Here is a 19,055-nt window from a genome sequence, read left to right as displayed (position 1 = left end):
AGATCCAGCAGTGGACACACCCCGCGAGGCGGTCCGTCGAGTAGAAGGTCAGACACCCTCCCGCACCACACCACCATTCTCAATGTCGAGTAGCCCCGCAGGGGCGTATCGAGACCCGACGTCACCAGCAGAGCGGGTCTGCAGACTCGTCCTTCTGGGGCCGGCGGATCTCGATACGCCCGCTGCGCGGGCTACTCGATCAGCATGAACGGCCCGCTGCGCGCGCTACTCGATCAGCATGGCGGACGCCCGATGGGCGGCAGCCTCCTCATGCTGGTCGAGTAGCGCGCAGCGCGTATCGAGACCCGCCCGCTGCACGCGATTCAGGCGCGGGCCGCCGCGTACTGCTCGCGGATGACCGGGCGGTGGTCCGGCGTCGGCTCGGCGAGGGAGGTGACCTCCCAGGTCGGGCGCGCGCCGGTCAGCGCCCAGGCGGCCTGCACCGCGGCGCCGTCGGCGACGTACTCGCCCGGCGTGGGCACGACCACCGGCACGTCGAAGACCTGCGAGGCCGCCAGCTGCACCGCGCCGTTCTGCGCCGCCCCGCCGATCAGCAGGATGCGCCGGGCCTCGACGCCCTGCGCCCGCACGGCGTCCAGGCCGTCGGCGAGGCCGCAGAGCATGCCCTCGATCGCCGCGCGCGCCAGGTTCGGCCGCGTGGTCGACGCGATCGTCATCCCGTGCAGGCTCGCCGTCGCGTCGGGCAGGTTCGGCGTCCGCTCGCCCTCGAAGTAGGGCACGAGCACGAGACCGCCGGATCCCGGCTCGGCCTCGAGCGCGAGCGCCGAGAAGGCGTCGAAGTCGCTCCCCAGCAGCCCGGCCGTCGAGGCCAGCACCCGCGCCGCGTTCAGCGTCGCGACCAGCGGCAGGAACCGCCCGCTCGCGTCCGCGAACCCCGCGACCGTGCCCGAGGCGTCGCGCACCGGGTCGTCGGTCACGGCGAAGACGGTGCCGCTGGTGCCGATGCTCACCACGACGTCGCCGGGCCCCGCCCCGAGGCCGAGCGCCGCGCCGGCGTTGTCACCCGCGCCGGGACCGACGACGAGACCGCTCTCGGTCGTGCCCGCCTGCTCCGAGGGCCCGAGCACGCGGGGGAGGAGCGCCCGGTGCCCGAGCGCGCGCTCGAGCAGGTCGAGGTCGTAGCCGTCGGCGCCCCAGTACGAGGTGCCGGAGGCGTCGGAGCGGTCGGTGGTCAGCGCGTCCAGCTGCGGCCCGCGCGCGGAGTCGGGGCCGTAGCCGAGCAGGCGCCAGGTCAGCCAGTCGTGCGGGAGCGCCACGGCCGCGACGCGCGCGGCGTTCTCCGGCTCGGCGTCGCGCAGCCAGCGCAGCTTGGTGGCGGTGAAGGACGCGACCGGGACGCTGCCGGTGCGTTGCGCCCACGCCTCCGCGCCGAGCTCCTCGATCAGCTCGCGCGCCGCGCCGGCACTGCGGGTGTCGTTCCAGAGCAGCGCGGGCCGGATGACGCGCCCGTCGGCGTCGAGCACGACCATCCCGTGCTGCTGCCCGCCGACCGAGATCGCAGCGACGTCGTCGAGTCCGCCCGCGTCCGCGAGCGCGATCTGCAGCGCCTCCCACCAGGCGGCCGGGTCGACCTCGGTCCCGTCCGGGTGCGAGGCGCGGCCGGTGCGGACCACGGCTCCCGTGTCGAGGTCGCGGACGACGACCTTGCAGCTCTGGGTGGACGAGTCGATCCCTGCGACGAGCGTCATCGCCGTCTCCGTTCGTTGTGGCGGGTGCGGAGGCGCGGCCTCCGCTGAAGTCGGGGTGCGGTGGCGGTGCCACCGTCGAGTGGAAGGGCGGGGGCGGTGCCTCCGCGAAGGAGAGGCGGGGGAGGGCCGGAGCCGTCACCCCGGCATGCGAGAACGGACGAGACCCCCTGCTGAGGCAGAGGATCCCGTCCGTCTCAGGACGTCCCGCGGCGCACCGCGGGAGCGGGAGGGTGGGTCAGCCGCGCGCGCCGAGCAGGTGCTCGGTCGCGAGCTGCTGCAGGCGGACGAAGCCGAAGCCCTTGCCGCCGAGGTACGCGTCGGTGTCGAACGACTCGTAGGACGCGGTGTCCGCGAGCAGGTCGTCGTAGGACTCGCCCTCGTTCAGCGTCGGGGTCGACAGCTCGCCGACCTTCGACGCCGCGAGAGCCTCCTGGACCTCGGGGTCGGCGCGGAAGGCCGCGGCGCGCTCCTTGAGCAGCAGGTAGGTGCGCATGTTGGCGGCGGCCGAGTCCCAGACGCCGGTCTCGTCCTCGGTGCGCGAGGGCTTGTAGTCGAAGTGGCGCGGGCCGTCGTAGGCCGGGACGCCGCCGGGGCCGCCGTTCTCCAGCAGGTCGACGAGCGAGAACGCGTTGTGCAGGTCGCCGTGACCGAAGACGAGGTCCTGGTCGTACTTGATGCCGCGCTGGCCGTTGAGGTCGATGTGGAAGAGCTTGCCGTGGTACAGCGCCTGGGCGATGCCGGCCGTGAAGTTCAGGCCCGCCATCTGCTCGTGGCCGACCTCGGGGTTCACGCCGACGAGCTCGGGGCGCTCGAGCGAGTCGATGAACGCGATCGCGTGGCCGAGGGTCGGCAGCAGGATGTCGCCGCGGGGCTCGTTGGGCTTGGGCTCGATCGCGAAGCGGATGTCGTAGCCCTTGTCGGTGACGTAGTCGCCGAGCAGGTTGACGGCCTCGCGGTAGCGCTCGAGGGCCGCGCGGATGTCCTTGGCGGAGTCGTACTCGGCGCCCTCGCGGCCACCCCACATCACGAAGGTCTGCGCGCCGAGCTCGGCGGCGAGGTCGATGTTGCGGAGGACCTTGCGCAGCGCGAAGCGGCGCACGTCGCGGTCGTTCGAGGTGAAGCCGCCGTCCTTGAAGACCGGGGCGCTGAAGAGGTTGGTGGTGACCATCGGGACGATCAGGCCGGTGGACTCGAGCGCGCCCTTCAGGCGGTCGATCTCGGTCTGGCGCTCGGCGTCGGTCGAGCCGAACGCGAAGAGGTCGTCGTCGTGGAAGGTGAGGCCGTAGGCGCCGAGCTCGCTCAGCTTCTCGACCGCGTGCACGGTGTCGAGAGGCTTGCGGGTCGGGCCGCCGAACGGGTCCGTCCCGTTGTAGCCGATGGTCCAGAGGCCGAACGAGAACTTGTCGGCGCGGGTGGGGGTCAGGGACATTGATCCGAATCCTTTCCGGCGACGTCGCCGAATTGTTGTTGCGCCCAACATATCGATCGGGGGCGTGCGGCGCAACGGTCGTCGCGACGTGTCGCGCGGGGGTGCTCCTCGACCGTCGCGACGTCTCGCGCCACTGTGCTCCCCGATCGACGCGACGTCTCGCGTCGATATGTGGCGTGGCCCGACGAATTCCTTGCGGAAGCGTTTCGACTGTGCGTACAGTGCTCAGCAGCAACCCGGTCGAAGCGTTTCGAAGCACTGCTCTCCCGAGCAGGGCGGAGCGGCCGGGCACCGACGACGAGGTCCGGCAGGAGGAACGATGGCGAGCATCCACGACGTCGCCCGCGTGGCCGGAGTCTCGATCAGCACCGTCTCCTACGCCCTCTCCGGCAAGCGATCGATCGCCGCCTCCACCCGCCAGCGGGTCGACGAGGCCGTCCGGCAGCTGGGCTACCGGCCGCACGCCGGCGCCCGCATGCTCGCCGGAGCGCGGACCCACATCCTCGCCCTCTCGGCGCCGATGCGCGGCGAGCTGCACCTGCCCACCCACATGCGCTTCGTCACCGAGGTGCTCGAGCGGGCCCGCGAGTCCGACTACGACGTCCTCCTCCTCGTCACGGACGAGGCCTCCAGCGGCATCGCCCGCGTCTCCTCCTCCTCGCTCGTCGACGGCGTCGTCCTGATGGGCGTCGACGACGAGGACGACCGTGCCGCTCTCATCCGCGCGGCCGGCGTCCCGGCCACCTTCATCGGCGTCCCGGCCGACGCGCACGACCTCGCCTGCGTCGACCTGGACTTCGCGGAGGCCGCGCGCCGGAGCGTCCGCCTGCTCGCCGAGCAGGGCCACCGCTCGATCGGCCTGATCGAGCATCCGCAGTCGTACACCGACCGCAACGCCGGCTTCGTCCGCCGCTTCGACGACGCCTTCGAGGCGGAGTGCGCGGCCCTCGGCCTCGCCCTCAGCGTCGAGCGCCCGCACATCGGCCGCGCGAGCGCGTCGGCGGCGGTCGACGCGCTGCTCACCGGCCCGGTCTCCGCCCTCGTGCTGCACTGCAACGAGCCGGTGGCGGAGGCGGCGATCGAGCGCCTCGTCGAGCGCGGCCTCTCGATCCCCGGCGACCTGTCGGTCCTCGCGGCCTGCGCGAGCTACGACGGCGCGGCGCTCCCGGTGCCGGTCAGCAGCATCCCCCTCCCGTTCGACGCGATGTGCCGCGCGGCCGTCGCCCGCACCCTCCAGCAGATCGACTCCGGCCGCACCACCGGCGTCGACCTCCTCCCGCCCCACTACGTCGACCGCGGCTCCCTCGCGCTCGCCGCGACCGGCGCCCCGGTGCCGGCCGCTCCCTGACCCTTTTCAGTCCTCTTCGCCTCCGCGTTCTCCACGCCGATCGTCGAAACGCTTCGACAGCTCGGCCGGTCTCAGAGAGCGCTCTTCGACTCGCACGATCCACCACTCACAGCCCTCGTCCACAGCCCCGCGGCACCGTTTGAAGGAGAACTCCCGCTATGTCGCTTCGTCCCCGCACCGCCTTCCACCGCCCTTCCGCCGCCACCGTCGGCTCGCTGAGCCGCCGCGGCCTGATCGCCGGCGGTGTCGGCATCGGCGCGATGTTCGCGCTCGCCGCCTGCTCCGGAGGCGGCTCCGACGCCGGCTCCGACGCCCTCGCCACCGATGTCGACGGCGCCGGCCGCACCCTCACCATGTGGGACTTCGAGACCCCCGACAGCGACCGCGGCATCGCCTGGCTCGCCGCCCGCGACATCTTCACCAAGGAGACCGGCGCCGAGATCGCCTACGAGTTCAAGGCCTTCGAGCAGCTGCGCACGGGTGCCAGCCAGATCTTCAACTCCAACTCCGCGCCCGACGTCGTCGAGTACAACAAGGGCAACGCGACCAGCGGACTGCTCTCCAGCCAGGGCCTGCTCACCAACCTCGACGAGGCCGTCGAGTTCTACGGCTGGGACAAGCTGATCCCCGGCGCTCTGCAGACCACGGCCAAGTACGACGACAAGGGCATCATGGGCTCCGGCTCCTGGTACGGCATCCCCAACTACGGCGAGTTCACGTTCGTCTACTACAACAAGGACGTCTTCGCGGCGAACGGCCTCGAGGTCCCCACGACCTACGACGAGTTCACCGCCGTGCTCGACGCCTTCGTCGCCAAGGGGATCACCCCGCTCGCCGAGGCCGGCGCGGAGTACCCGCTGCAGCAGCTCTTCTACCAGCTCGCGCTGCTGAAGGCCGACCGCCAGTGGATCACCGACTACCAGACCTACACCGGCGAGGTCGACTTCGAGGACGCGGCCTGGAGCTACGCGGCCGACCAACTGCAGACCTACGTCGACAAGGGCTACTTCTCCGCCGACGCCTCCGGGCTCAAGGCCGAGGACGCGGGCACCGCCTTCATCTCCGGCGAGTACCCGATCTTCTTCTCGGGCTCGTGGTGGTTCGGCCGCTTCAAGACCGAGATCACCGGCTTCGAGTGGGACACCTTCCTCTTCCCGGGCGCCGAGTTCACGATGGGCTCCGCCGGCAACCATTGGGTCATCCCGGAGACGGCGAAGAACAAGGACCTCGCCTTCAAGTGGATCGACATCACGATGCGCCCCGAGATCCAGAACCTCATCGGCAACAACGGCGGCATCCCGCTGGTCGTCGACGAGACGGCGATCACCGACGAGAAGAGCAAGGCGCTGCTCTCGCAGTGGAAGACGGTCGTCGACCAGGACCAGCTCTCCTTCTACCCCGACTGGCCCACCGCCACCTTCTACGACGACCTCGTCGCCGCCTCGCAGGAGCTCATCAACGGCTCGGTCGACCCCAGCGGAATGCTGACGGAGCTCCAGGGCAAGTACGACGACGGCGTCGCGGACATCAAGTAACCGCTGACGGGGCGGGTCTCGATACGCCCCTGCGGGGCTACTCGACCAGCAAGAAATGGGCCCGCCTCCTTTCCATGCTGATCGAGTAGCCCGCGCAGCGGGCGTATCGAGATCCACCTTCCGTCCGAAGCTCCGGCGACAGCGGGTCTCGATACGCCCCTGCGGGGCTGCTCGACCAGCAAGCCCTCCCGCCCCCCCTTAGCCCCCACGTTCAAGGAGTACCCATGACGACGACCGTTCCGCGTCGCGCGGAGAGCGCCCCGCCGCCTCCCACGGCGGAGAAGCCGCCCCGCGAGAAGCGCTCCGGCGGCTACTGGCTGTACCTGATCCCGGGCTTCGTGCTCTTCGTGTTCATCGTGCTGATCCCGCTGATCTGGAACATCTACATCAGCTTCACGTCGTGGCGCGGCATCAAGCCGCCGATCTTCATCGGCCTCGACAACTGGATCGAGCTGATGGGCGACGACCAGTTCTGGACGTCGTTCCTCAACTCGGTCTACATGATCATCGCGATGGTGATCGTCCCGACGATCCTCGGCCTCCTCCTCGCCGCGATCCTCTTCGATCTGGTCGGCAAGAAGTTCGGCGGCCGGATCGCCTCCTTCCTCCGCGCGACCTACTACCTCCCGCAGATCCTGCCGACGGTCATCGCCGCCATCGTGATCGGCTGGATCCTCCGCCCGGACAACGGCGCCCTCAACTCGATCCTCGAGGCGGTCGGCCTCGGCTCGCTCGCGCACGACTGGCTCGGCAAGCCCGACACCGCGATGCTCTCGATCATGGTCGTGATGATCTGGGTGCAGCTCGGCTACCCGGTCGTCATCTTCATGGCCGCCCTGCAGCGCGTGGACCCCGAGCTCTACGAGGCCGCCGAGCTCGACGGCGCGAACTGGTTCCAGCGCTTCCGCTGGATCACGATCTCGATCATCCGCCCCGAGGTCTTCGTCGTCACCCTCACCTGCACCATCGCGGCGCTCAAGGTCTTCGGCCCGATCTACGCGCTGACCCGCGGCGGCCCGGGCGACTCGACCATCGTGCCGAGCTACTACTCCTACACCGAGTTCTTCCAGAAGCAGCAGGTGGGCTACGGCGCCACCATCGCGACCGCGCTGACCATCGTCATCGTGATCCTGGCCGTCCTCTTCATCCGCGCCCAGGAGCGCGTCGAGCGCAGCGAAGGAGCCCGCTGATGTCGGCCATCGAAGCCCTGCCGTTCACCCAGGCCGGAACCGACGACACCGATCTGACCACGCCGAAGAAGGCGCCCAAGGCCTCGAAGGGCGCGACCAAGCGCACCCTCGGCGACTGGGCGATCCTGGTCGTGGCCGTCGTGATCGGACTCGTCATCATCAGCCCGGTGCTGCTGATCCTGCTCAACTCGTTCAAGACCCCGGCCGAGTACTCCGTGGGCGGTCCGCTCGCCTTCCCGACCGGCCTCTCCTTCGACGGCCTCTCGACCTTCTGGGAGCGGGTGAACTTCCCGGAGAAGCTCGGCAACTCGATCCTGATCTCGGGCTCGGTCGCGATCCTCGCGGTCGCTCTCTCGGTGCTCAACGCCTACGCCATCGGCATCGGCCGGGTGAAGGGCCGGAGCTGGATCATCATCCTGTTCCTGCTGGCGAACATGCTGCCGCAGGAGGCCCTGCTCTACCCGCTGTACTACATGTTCAAGGCGGTCGGGATCTACGACAGCCAGCTCTCGGTGATCATCATCTTCACCGTGATCCAGTCGGCCTTCGGCACCTATCTGCTCTCCAGCGTCTACGGCACCTTCCCGAAGGAGATCCTCGAGGCCGCGGCACTCGACGGCGCCTCCAAGTGGCAGGTGCTCACCCGGGTGATCGTGCCGATCTCGCGGCCGACGCTCTCGGTGCTGATGATCTTCTTCTTCATCTGGACCTGGAACGAGTTCCTCATCCCGCTGGTCTTCCTGGTGAGCGACGCGACGCAGACCGTCCCGATCGCCATCTCCAGCCTGCAGGGCGACAAGATCATGGACGTCACGACGACCAGCGCGAGCGCCCTGCTCGGACTGCTGCCGACGCTGATCTTCTTCCTGATCTTCCAGCGCACCCTGACCCGCGGCATCACCGCCGGCGCGGTCAAGTAGCCCCTTCTCACCGCGGCGCGGGTCCTTCCACCGGGGCCCGCGCCGCTGATCCCCTCGGCGCGCCCGGCCGGGAATCGAAGCGCTTCGACCTCGCTCCCGGCATCGGCCTCCCCATCAGAAAGGCACCACCCCATGAAGTTCACCGACGGGTTCTGGCAGACGAGGGCCGGATTCACGCCCCTTTTCGCGCAGGAGGCGTACGACATCCGCTCCCACGGCACCTCGCTCGAGGTGATCGCCCCGACGAAGGTGATCCAGGGCCGCGGCGACGTGCTGAACCGGCCCACGCTGACCGTCACCGTGTCCTCGCCCGCCGAGGGCGTCGCGAAGGTCCGGATCGAGCACTGGCGCGGCACCGCGACCCGCCGCGGCTTCGACCTGGTCGACGACGCGGTCGGCGAGGCGAGCCTGACGGAGTCCGGTGGCGTGCTGCGCACCGGCGACCTCGAGGTCCGCGTCGCGCAGGGCGCGCCCTGGTCGCTCGAGTTCTGGGACACCGCGACGAACACCCGCCTCACCGGCTCCGGCCATAAGGCCGAGGGCTACCTCACCGGCCCCGACGGGGAGGCCTACCTGCACGAGCAGCTCGACCTCGGCGTCGGCGAGCTCGTCTACGGCCTGGGGGAGCGCTTCGGCCCGTTCGTGAAGAACGGCCAGACCGTCGACGTCTGGAACGCCGACGGCGGCACCTCCTCCGAGCAGGCCTACAAGAACGTCCCCTTCTACCTCTCCAGCCGCGGCTACGGCGTCCTCGTCAACGACCCCGGCCTGGTCTCGTTCGAGATCGGCTCGGAGACGGTCGAGCGCGTGCAGTTCTCCGTCGGCGGCGAGGCGCTGGAGTACCTGGTGATCCAGGGCCCGACCAAGAAGGACGTGCTCCGGCGCTACACCGGGCTGGCGGGCCGCCCCGCGATCGTCCCCGCCTGGAGCTACGGCCTCTGGCTCACCACGAGCTTCACCACCAGCTACGACGAGGAGACGGTGAGCTCCTTCATCGACGGCTTCGCCGAGCGCGAGCTGCCGCTGTCGGCCTTCCACTTCGACTGCTTCTGGATGCGCGAGTTCCAGTGGACCGACCTCGAGTGGGACCCGCGCACCTTCCCCGACCCGGAGGGCATCCTCGCCCGCCTGCACGAGCGCGGCCTGCACACCTGCGTCTGGATCAACCCCTACATCGCCCAGGCCTCGGCGCTGTTCGAGGAGGGCCGCGAGAAGGGCTACCTGCTGCGCACCACCGCGGGCGACGTCTGGCAGTGGGACCTGTGGGTCGCCGGCATGGCGCTGATCGACTTCACCAACCCGGAGGCGACCCGCTGGTTCCAGGACAAGCTGGGGGTCCTCGTCCGCCAGGGCGTCGACTCCTTCAAGACCGACTTCGGCGAGCGCATCCCGTCCGAGGGCGTGGCCTGGTCCGACGGCTCCGACCCCGAGGGCATGCACAACTGGTACACCCAGCTCTACAACCGCGCGGTGTTCGAGGTGCTGGAGGAGGAGCTCGGCGAAGGTCGCGCGGCGCTCTTCGCCCGCAGCGCCACCGTCGGCGGTCAGGCGCTGCCGGTGCACTGGGGCGGCGACAACACCTCCTCCTACGTCTCGATGGCCGAGACCCTGCGCGGCGGGCTCTCGCTCGCACTCGGCGGCTTCGGCTTCTGGGCGCACGACATCGGCGGCTTCGAGGGCACGCCCGACCCGGGCGTCTTCAAGCGCTGGCTCGCCTTCGGGCTGCTCTCCTCGCACTCGCGGCTGCACGGGTCGTCCTCGGTGCGGGTGCCGTGGGCGTTCGACGAGGAGGCGGTCGACGTCACCCGGCTCTTCACCCGGCTGAAGCTCTCGCTGATGCCCTACCTCTACGCGGCGGGGGCGGAGGCGGCGCGCACCGGCACCCCGGTGATGCGGCCGATGACGCTCGAGTTCGAGGACGACCGCAACGCGGCGCACCTCGACACGCAGTACATGCTCGGGCACGACCTGCTGGTCGCGCCGGTGTTCACCCCCGGCGGCTCGGTCGAGTTCTACCTGCCGCGCGGGCGCTGGACGAACTGGTGGACCGGCGAGAGCACGGACTCGGCGGGGGAGTGGCGCCGCGAGGTGCACGGCTTCGACTCGCTGCCGCTCTACGTCCGCGAGGGCGCGGTGATCCCGGTCGGCGCGCGCAGCGACGTCGCCGAGTACGACTACGTCGACGGGCTGGAGCTGCGGGTGTTCCCCGGTGCGGACGGCGAGACGGTCGTCCGGGTGCCGGCGCACGACTCCGGCGCGGAGACCGTGTTCACGGTGACCCGCTCGGGCGGCGACGTGAGCGTCGACGCTCCCGCCGGCAGCTGGACCTGGACCCGCGCGGGGTCCTGACCGGTGAGGCCCGCGCACAACATCAGCTGAGAGAGGGGTCCCTCCTCTGTGGGGCGAGGGACCCCTTTCTCAGCTGATGTCGTGCGGCCGGAAGCGCCCGCACCCGCGGATAGGCTGGCCACGGAGAGCAGAGGAGACCGCGGAATGGCCGAGAACGCGACGCGCGGCAACAACCTCGACCGGGTCCGCCGGCACAACCTGTCCGCGCTCCTGCGCCTCGTGCACCGCGGCGGCCCGCGCTCCCGCTCGCAGCTGACCCGCCTCACCGGCCTCAACCGCTCCACCATCGCCGCCCTCGTCGGCGAGCTGGTCGAGCTGGGCGCCGTGCGCGAGCTGCAGCCCGAGACCCTCAACCAGGTGGGCCGGCCGAGCCCGATCGTCGAGACCGATCCGCGGGTCGTCGCGATCGCGGTGAACCCGGAGATCGACGCGGTCACGGTCGCGATCGTCGGCCTGGACGCCGAGGTGCGCCGCCGCATCCGCCGCACCGCCGCCGTGCCGAGCGCCGAGGCCGCGGCGGCGCTCGCGGCCGGCGCCATCGCCGAGCTGGTCGCCGAGCTGCCGGCGGACGCCCGCACCGTCGGCGTCGGCGTCGCCGTCCCCGGTCTCGTCCGCGACGCCGACGGCCTGGTCCGGGTCGGCCCGCACCTCGGCTGGACCGATGAGCCGTTCTCCCGGATGCTCGCCGAGGCGACCGGACTGCCGGTGCTCTCGGCCAACGACGCGAATCTCGGCGCGCTCGCCGAGAGCGTCCTCGGCGCCGGCCGTGACGTGTCCCACCTCGTCTACCTCAACGGCGGCGCGAGCGGCGTCGGCGCCGGCGTGATCGTCGGCGGCACCCCGCTGCACGGGATCGACGGCTACGCGGGCGAGATCGGCCACACCCTCGTCAACAGCGCCGGCGTCGACTGCCACTGCGGCGCGGTCGGCTGCCTCGAGACCGAGGTCGGCCGCGCCGAGCTGCTGCGGGTGCTCGGCCTCGACGAGAGCGCCGACGTGAGCGAGCGGCTCGAGGAGGCGCTCGCCGCCTCGAGCGATCCCGCGGTGCGCGCCGAGGTGGAGCGGCAGCTCGGGCACCTCGCCGTGGCGCTGCGCAACGTCGTCAACATCTTCAACCCGCAGCTGGTCGTGCTCGGCGGGTTCCTCGGCGCGCTCGTCGGCGTCGCACCGGGCTTCCTCGAGGAGCGGCTGGGCCGCGGCGGGCCGTTCCGGGTGGCGCTCGACTCCGTGCGCATCGCCCGCACCGAGCTCGGCGCCGACCTGCTGATGCTCGGCGCGGCCGAGCTGGCCTTCGAGCGCCTGCTCGCCGATCCGCTCACCGCCGAGCTGCACCCGGCCGGCGGCGCGCGGCCGGCGGCCTGAGCGGCGCTCCCCTCATCCCGAAGGCGCGCTCCCGTCCACGGGCTCGGCTCAGACCCTTGCGCGACACCCGGTCGAATTGATTCGATAGTCGGGGAATGAATCCGGTCTCCCGTCGCTTGGCGGTAGAGGCGGTGCCCTTCCGCACGCCCCTCTCCCTTCTCCGCTCTGCGCTCCGCAGGAAGGCTCCGTGACCTCTCTCGCCCCGACCCCCACCGGCTCGATCCCCGTGCACCGGCACGCCGGCGACGCCCTGACCAACCGTCAGCGCCTCGTCTACGTGATCGTGCTCGGCGCGCTCACCGCGCTCGGCCCGTTCACGATCGACCTCTACCTCCCCGCCTTCCCCGCGCTGCAGAGCGAGCTGAACGTGTCGGAGGCGGCGGTGCAGCTGACCCTCACCGGCACGACGCTCGGCTTCGCGCTCGGGCAGCTGGTCGTCGGGCCGTGGAGCGACGTGGTCGGGCGGCGGCTGCCGATCCTGCTCGCGACCTCGCTGCACGTGCTGGCCTGCGTCGGAGCGGCGTTCGCCCCCGAGATCGTCTCGCTCGGCGTCTTCCGCTTCCTGATGGGAGCCGGCGCCGCCGCGGGCGGTGTCGTCGCGATGGCGATGGTCCGCGACCTGTTCGGCGGGCGTCCGCTGGTGAAGATGCTGTCGCGGCTCGCACTGGTCTCCGGTCTCGCGCCCGTGCTCGCGCCGGTGATCGGCTCGCAGCTGCTGCTGGTGATGGACTGGCGCGGCATCTTCGTCTTCCTGGCCGCCTACGGCCTGCTGGTGATGCTGGCGGTCGCGCTGCTGATCGTCGAGACGCGCCCCCGGGTGGCGCGCGCCGACCGCGACTCCCGCTCGCTCGTGCAGCGCTACCGCGCGGTGCTCTCCGACCGGGTCTTCGTCGGCGTCGCGATCATCGGCGGCATGACCTTCGGCGGTCTGTTCACCTACCTCTCCAGCTCGTCGTTCCTCTTCCAGGGGCTCTACGGACTCGACGCGCAGCAGTACGGCCTGCTCTTCGCGGTGAACTCGCTCGGCGTGGTCTCGGGCGTCCAGGCGTCCTCGTACCTCAGCCGCCGCGGCGTCGGCCCGCAGTGGATCCTCGCGATCACCACGGTCACGCTCTTCGTCACCGCCGGGCTGATCGCGCTCTTCGACGGCCTGGGCTTCGGCATCTGGGGCACGCTCGTGCCGCTCTGGTTCTTCATCGCGGCCTGCGGCTTCAGCTTCCCCTGCGTGCAGGTGCTCGGCCTGGTCAACCACGGCCGCGAGGCGGGCACCGCGGCGTCGCTCCTCGGCGCGGTGAACTTCGGCACCGCCGGCATCCTCTCGCCGATCTCCGGCCTCTTCGGCGCCGAGTCGGCCGTGCCGATGGCCGGCGTGATGATGGCCACCGCCGCCGTCTCGATCCTGGCGCTCTGGCTCGTCGTCCGCCCCCGCACGGTCCCGGCCCTGCAGGACTGACCCGCCGAGCCGGATCTCCGGCTCGCGATCCCGGCCTCGGCTCGCCGAATCGCCGTCTTTCCGCGAGCCGGACGCGTTCTCGCGAGCCGGAGGTGCCCGCTGCTGACCTCCGGCTTGCGGAACCGGCTCCGGCTCGCGGAAACGCGCCGGTTCCACGTGCCGGACGCGATCCCGCGTGCCTAACGCGTCCGCCCGGCATCTCCGGCTCGTGGAATCGGCTCCGACTCGTGGAAACCCGCAGGTTCCGCGTGCCGGACGTGGTTCCGCGAGCCGAACGCGTCGCTCGGGATCTTCGGCTCGCGGAATCGGCTCCGGCTCGCGAGAAAGAGCCGATTCGGCGTGCCGGACGTGTTTCCGCGTGCCGGAGGCGTTCGCGTCTGATCTCCGGCTCGTCGTTCCGGCTCCGGCTCGCCGGAACGCGCCGCTTCCACGTGCCGGATGCGTTTCCGCGAGCCAGACCTCGCCGCGGCCGCCCGCAACCCCCAGCGCGTGAACGGCCGGCGACGGCATCATGTCCGGATGGATCCTCGCCACGACCCCCTGAAGACCGAGCCCGGCGTCGCCCAGCCCGACGCCGTGCAGCGCGAGCGCCTGCACCGGCGCGCCCCCTCGGACGACGTCGTCTCGAAGGTCCTCACCACGGAGGCCGCCCGGCACGTCTCGCGCCGCTGGCCGCTGATCTCCGCCTCGATCGCGCTGGCGGTGACGATCGTCCTCGCCGTGATCATCGCCTTCCGCCCCACCTCCGCGTTCTCGTTCGACGTCGAGTGGATGGACGAGATCGTCGAGCACCGCTCGAGCGTCTGGGACGTCCCGGCGCTCATCATGAACACCGTCGGCGCCGGGATCGTCGGCACGGCGATCATCCCGGTCGCGATCATCATCGTGCTGCTGGTCTTCCGCCGGCGCTGGGCCGCGCTCTACTACGCGCTCGCCGCCCTCGTCAGCGTCGGCGCCACCCAGCTCGTGAAGGAGCTGGTCGGCCGCGCCCGCCCCGAGGACATGCTGGTCACCAGCGACTACGGCTCCTTCCCCTCCGGCCACACCGCGAACGCCTCGACCACCGCGATGGTGCTCGCCCTGGTCTTCCCGCTGCTCTGGGTCTGGATCGCCGGCTTCCTCTACAGCGTCGCGATGATGGCCAGCCGCACCTACCTCGGCGCGCACTGGCTCACCGACACCATCGGCGGCCTCCTCCTCGGCCTCGCCGTCGCCCTGATCGTCTGGGCCCCCCTGGCCGGCCGCCTCCGCACCGAGTCCGAGCTCCCCCACCCGCCGATCTGGGTCCGCACCTCGCGCTGATCCCTCCGCCGCGAGATGCCACTTGTGAGCGCGACACGCCGTGGAAAGCGCTCATAAGTGGCATCTCGCGGAGGGATCAGAACGCGCGCAGGCCGTCCAGCTCGTTGAAGGTGTAGACGTGCAGGCCGGCGAGGCGGTCGCCGGCGGCCGCCTCGAGGCGGGCGACGAACGCGGCGGGGTCGAAGCGGCGGCCGCGCAGCAGCCCGCCCGCGACCGACGAGCTCCGCTTCAGGAAGCCGAGCGACGAGCCGACGCCGATCCGCCCGCCCAGCGACAGCAGCCGCGCCCGCTCGACCGGCCCCGGCACGCCGGCCCACAGCTCCGCGTCGATCCCGTCCGCGCGTAGCCGGTCGGCGTAGCGGACGACCGCGTCCACGTCGAAGCACATCTGCGTGACGATCCCGCGGAGGTACGGCGCCCGCTCGCGCAGGTGCTTCGCGATGCTCTCGTCCGAGAGGTGCGGGTGCCCCTCCGGGTAGCCGGCGACGTCGACGGCCAGCTCGGGCCGCAGCTCGCGGGCGTCGCGGATCAGCTCGAGCGAGGTGGAGTAGCTGCCGGCGGCGCTCCTGGCATCGCCCGAGATCACGAACGCCTCGTCGATCCCCGCGTCCCCCATCCGCCCGAGCGCGCGCTCCAGCGCCTCGCGCCCGTCCACGTTCCGCGCCGCGAGGTGCGGCACGACCCGGAAGCCGCGGCCGGCCAGCTCGACCGCGGCGTCGATCGTCCGCTCCGTCCCGTGCTTCGGCAGGCTCGTCACGGTCAGCGTCACCGCGGCCGGATCGGGGAACGCCCGCTCCGCCTTCTCGCCGATGCCGTCCGACGGGATGATCTCGAAGCGCGCCCTGGTCATCCGCCCAGCCTCGCACGCGCCGGTGTCGGAGGGTCGCCCTACCCTGGAGGCGGTCGTCGCCCGGCGGCCCGGGAGGGAGTCGCGTGTATCTCGAGGACGACCGCAGCGGAGGAGTCCGCCTCGTCACGAGCCCGACCGACCTCTCCTCCTGGTCGGCCTGCGAGTGGGCGGTGCTCCGCCGGCTCGACGCGACCCTCGGCCGCGCGCCCCGCGTCGTCGTCGAGGAGGACGCGATGCTGCAGCGCACCGCCGTGCTCGGCGACGAGCACGAGGTCGCCTTCCTCGCCGAGTTGAAGCGCACGCACGAGGTGCTCGAGTTCGCCCGCCCCGAGCGCGCCGACTACGCGAGGGCCGCCGACGAGGCGGTCGAGGCGATGCGCGCGGGCGTCGACGTGCTCTACCAGGCCACCTTCTACGACGGCACCTTCATCGGCTTCTCCGACTTCCTGCTCCGCACCGCGGACGGCGCCTACGAGGTCTACGACACCAAGCTCGCCCGGCACGCGAAGATCCCGGCGCTGCTGCAGCTCGCCGCGTACGCCGAGCAGATGGCGGCCCGCGGGATCCGCGTCGGCGAGCAGGTGCACCTCGTCCTCGGCGACGGCACGACCACCAGCCACGACCTCGCGACGATCGCCCCCGTGCAGCGGGTCCAGCGGGCCCGCCTGCGCGCCGTCCTCGAGGAGCACCTCGCCGCGACCGAGCCGGTGGCCTGGGGCGATCCGCGCGTCACCGCCTGCGGCCGCTGCGGCCTCTGCGCCCCCGAGGTGCAGGCGCACCGCGACCCGATCCTCGTCGCCGGGATGCGCCTCGACCAGCGCGCGAAGCTCGCCGCCGCCGGCATCACCACCCTCGACGCTCTGGCGGTCAGCGAGGGGCCGGTCCCGGGGATGAGCGCCGGGGCCGCCGGGACGCTGCGCGCCCAGGCCCGCCTGCAGCTCGCCACCGAGGCCTCGGCCGACCGCGTCCCCGCCGTCGAGGTCGTCGACGCCTCCGTGCTGACCGCCCTGCCCGCCCCCGACCCGGGCGACCTCTTCTTCGACTTCGAGGGCGACCCGCTGCACGCGGAGGACGGCCAGTGGGGCCTCGACTACCTCTTCGGCATGGTCGACCAGGACGAGGCCTTCACCGCGTTCTGGGCGCACGACCTCGCGGCCGAGCGCCGCGCCCTCGTCGACTTCCTCGCCCTGCTCCGCGAGCGGCGGGCGCGATTCCCGCGGATGCACGTCTACCACTACGCCTCCTACGAGCGCAGCCACCTGCTCTCGCTCGCCCAGCGGCACGGCACGGGGGAGGAGGAGGTCGACTCCCTCCTGCGCGACGGCGTCCTCGTCGACCTCTATCCCGTCGTCCGCCGGGCGCTGCGGGTGGGCTCGCGCAGCTACTCGATCAAGAAGCTCGAGCCGCTCTACATGGGCGAGGAGGCGCGCGACGCCGAGGGAGTGACGAACGCGGCGGACAGCATCACCGAGTACGTCGAGGCACGGGCGCTGCTGCAGTCGGCCGATCGGGACGCCGCGTCGGCGGAGTGGGACCCGGCGAAGGCCGAGGCCGACCGCCGCGAGGGCGAGCGCCGCCTCGCCGAGATCGGCGAGTACAACGCCTACGACTGCCGCTCCACGCTGCGCCTGCGCGACTGGCTGCGCTCGCTCGTCCCCGCCCGCGAGGAGGAGCCGCTCCCGCTCGTCGACGTCGACCTGCCCGTCCCGCGCGAGCCGGACCCGGTCGCCGTCGCGCTCCTCGCCGAGGTGGAGGGGATCGAGCCGCGCGAGCGCACGCCGGATCAGACCGCCCTCGCCCTCGCCGGCGCGGCGATCGACTACCACCGCCGCGAGGCCAAGACCTTCTGGCAGGAGCACTTCGACCGGCTGCGCCAGCCGCTCGAGGACTGGGCCGACGCCCGCGACGTGGTCGTCGTCGAGCGGGTCGAGGTCGTCCGCGACTGGTCGACCCCCGCACGGGCGCGCACCCTCTCCCGCGAGCTGCGGATCCTCGGCCGCCTCGCCCCGGGCAGCCGGCTCGGCATCGGCGCGAAGCCGTTCCTCGTCTACGACTCGCCGGCCCCGCCCGGCGCGCCCTCGCCCGGACCGGGGATGCGCGGAGCCTCCGACCGCGCCGAGATCCTCGGGGCCTCCGACGACGGCGAGCGGATCGTCGTGCTGCTCAAGGAGGGCCTGCGCGCGGAGGAGGACCCGCACGACGACGTCCCGATCGCCCTGGCGCCCGCACCGCCGCCCCGGGCCGCCCCGCAGCCCGAGGCGATCGCGGAGTGGGGCGGTCAGGTGCTCGACGCCCTGCCCGCCCTGCTCGCCGACCCCGCCCTCGACGTGCTCCGGCGCGTGCCCCCGGCCGTCGTCGCGCCGGTCGAGGGCGACGACGTGATCGGCGCGGTCGTCGAGACCCTGCTCGGTCTCGAGCGCGCGACGCTCGCCGTCCAGGGCCCACCCGGCACCGGCAAGACCTACGTCGGCTCGCACGTCATCGCCCGGCTCGTCACCGAGCACGGCTGGCGGGTCGGCGTCGTCGGGCAGTCGCACTCCGTCGTCGAGAACGTGCTGACCGCGGTCGTCGCGAAGGGCGTCGACCGCGCCCGGGTCGCGAAGGTGCCCAAGGCCGGCAGCTCCACGGAGGCGCTCGCCGCCGTCGCCTGGACGCCGGTGAAGAACGGCGCCGCCCTCGCGGCGCTCGCCGAGGGCGGCGGCGGCGTCGTCGGCGGCACCGCCTGGACCTTCGCCAACGCGGGCAGCGTCCCGCGCCGCTCCCTCGACCTGCTGGTGATCGACGAGGCCGGCCAGTTCTCGCTCGCGCCGACCATCGCCTCCGCGATCGCCGCCGAGCGCGTGCTCCTCCTCGGCGACCCGCAGCAGCTCCCGCAGGTCAGCCAGGGCTCGCACCCCGAGCCGGTCGACGAGTCGGCGCTCGGCTGGCTCGCCGACGGCCACGACGTCCTGCCGCCCGCCTTCGGCTACTTCCTCGCGCAGACCTACCGGATGCACCCCGCGCTCGCCGCGGCCGTCTCCGAGCTCTCCTACGAGGGCGCCCTCTCCTCCCGCGCCCCGGAGGAGCGCCGGCTCGACGGCGTCGCGCCCGGACTGCACGCGGTGCCGGTCGTGCACGCCGGCGACACCACCTCCTCCCCGGACGAGGCGCGCCGGGTCGTCGAGATCGCGCTGACCATGGTCGGCCGCACCTGGCGGGACGAGCACGGCGAGCGCGCGCTCACCGCCGCGGACGTCATCGTCGTCGCCCCCTACAACGCACAGGGCGCCCTGCTCCGCGAGGCCCTCGACGCGGCCGGGCTCGAGGAGACGCTGGTCGGCACCGTGGACCTCTTCCAGGGCCGGGAGGCGGTCGTCGCGATCGTCTCGCTCGCCGCGTCCTCCGGCGCCGACGTCCCGCGCGGCCTCGAGTTCCTGCTGCTGCCCAACCGGCTGAACGTCGCGATCTCGCGGGCCAAGTGGGCCGCGTTCCTCGTGCACTCGCCCGCGCTCGCCGCCTCGCCGCCCACCTCGATGGCGGCGCTCGAGCGGCTCTCGCGCTTCATCCGCCTCCTCGAGATCGCGGAGGAGACGGCGCAGGAGTGACGGATTCCGTCGTGCGGATCCGCT

12 protein-coding genes are annotated in these 19,055 nt (G+C 72.1%); 9 read left to right on the top strand and 3 right to left on the bottom strand.

The features are described 5' to 3' along the window. Positions 1-323: 323 nt before the first annotated feature. Positions 324-1,709 carry a xylulokinase gene (xylB, locus tag EDF17_RS16585; RefSeq protein WP_123447722.1) on the bottom strand — a complete coding sequence of 462 codons (1,386 nt, stop codon included), beginning with the start codon at positions 1,707-1,709 and terminating at the stop codon, positions 324-326. A 235-nt stretch (positions 1,710-1,944) separates the two neighbouring features. Beyond that, complete coding sequence (gene xylA / locus EDF17_RS16580) at positions 1,945-3,138, bottom strand: xylose isomerase (protein ID WP_123447721.1); 1,194 nt, start codon at positions 3,136-3,138, stop codon at positions 1,945-1,947. Between the two features lie 319 nt (positions 3,139-3,457). On the opposite strand from xylA, the gene EDF17_RS16575 reads away from it, so the two are divergent. The 8 genes from EDF17_RS16575 (at position 3,458) to EDF17_RS16540 (ending at position 14,597) form a co-directional block, all read left to right on the top strand. Beyond that, positions 3,458-4,486 carry a LacI family DNA-binding transcriptional regulator gene (locus EDF17_RS16575; RefSeq protein ID WP_166649720.1) on the top strand — a complete coding sequence of 343 codons (1,029 nt, stop codon included), beginning with the start codon at positions 3,458-3,460 and terminating at the stop codon, positions 4,484-4,486. A 158-nt stretch (positions 4,487-4,644) separates the two neighbouring features. Beyond that, positions 4,645-6,021, top strand: coding sequence for an extracellular solute-binding protein (locus EDF17_RS16570; RefSeq protein ID WP_243732939.1), 1,377 nt, complete (start codon positions 4,645-4,647; stop codon positions 6,019-6,021). A gap of 224 nt (positions 6,022-6,245) precedes the next feature. Then, on the top strand, positions 6,246-7,211 hold the full coding sequence (locus EDF17_RS16565) for a sugar ABC transporter permease (protein ID WP_123447720.1): 966 nt from the start codon (positions 6,246-6,248) through the stop codon (positions 7,209-7,211). Continuing rightward, positions 7,211-8,131: a carbohydrate ABC transporter permease gene (locus EDF17_RS16560; protein ID WP_123447719.1), complete on the top strand. Its 921-nt coding sequence runs from the start codon at positions 7,211-7,213 to the stop codon at positions 8,129-8,131. Before EDF17_RS16565 ends, EDF17_RS16560 begins: the two co-directional genes overlap by 1 nt. A gap of 132 nt (positions 8,132-8,263) precedes the next feature. Continuing rightward, positions 8,264-10,480 carry an alpha-xylosidase gene (gene yicI, locus EDF17_RS16555; RefSeq protein ID WP_123447718.1) on the top strand — a complete coding sequence of 739 codons (2,217 nt, stop codon included), beginning with the start codon at positions 8,264-8,266 and terminating at the stop codon, positions 10,478-10,480. Positions 10,481-10,624: 144 nt separating this feature from the next. Next, complete coding sequence (locus EDF17_RS16550; protein ID WP_123447717.1) at positions 10,625-11,842, top strand: ROK family protein; 1,218 nt, start codon at positions 10,625-10,627, stop codon at positions 11,840-11,842. 187 nt (positions 11,843-12,029) lie between these two features. Beyond that, a complete protein-coding gene (locus EDF17_RS16545) occupies positions 12,030-13,295 on the top strand; it encodes a multidrug effflux MFS transporter (RefSeq protein ID WP_185020004.1) in 1,266 nt (421 codons plus the stop codon). A gap of 519 nt (positions 13,296-13,814) precedes the next feature. Beyond that, positions 13,815-14,597 carry a phosphatase PAP2 family protein gene (locus EDF17_RS16540; RefSeq protein WP_123447716.1) on the top strand — a complete coding sequence of 261 codons (783 nt, stop codon included), beginning with the start codon at positions 13,815-13,817 and terminating at the stop codon, positions 14,595-14,597. Between the two features lie 76 nt (positions 14,598-14,673). Here the strand turns inward: EDF17_RS16540 and EDF17_RS16535 are convergent, their stop codons facing one another. Next, complete coding sequence (locus tag EDF17_RS16535; protein ID WP_123447715.1) at positions 14,674-15,447, bottom strand: methylenetetrahydrofolate reductase; 774 nt, start codon at positions 15,445-15,447, stop codon at positions 14,674-14,676. 83 nt (positions 15,448-15,530) lie between these two features. Here EDF17_RS16535 and EDF17_RS16530 point away from each other — a divergent pair, with 83 nt between their 5' ends. After that, entirely contained in the window at positions 15,531-19,031 is a 3,501-nt protein-coding gene (locus tag EDF17_RS16530) for a bifunctional RecB family nuclease/DEAD/DEAH box helicase (RefSeq protein WP_123447714.1), read from the top strand. Positions 19,032-19,055 lie beyond the last annotated feature (24 nt).

Source organism: Rathayibacter sp. PhB1, assembly GCF_004362935.1.
Taxonomy (GTDB): domain Bacteria; phylum Actinomycetota; class Actinomycetes; order Actinomycetales; family Microbacteriaceae; genus Rathayibacter; species Rathayibacter festucae.
The sequence above is the reverse complement of the archived record's forward strand: the minus strand, read 5'-3'. Positions and strand labels throughout refer to the sequence as shown.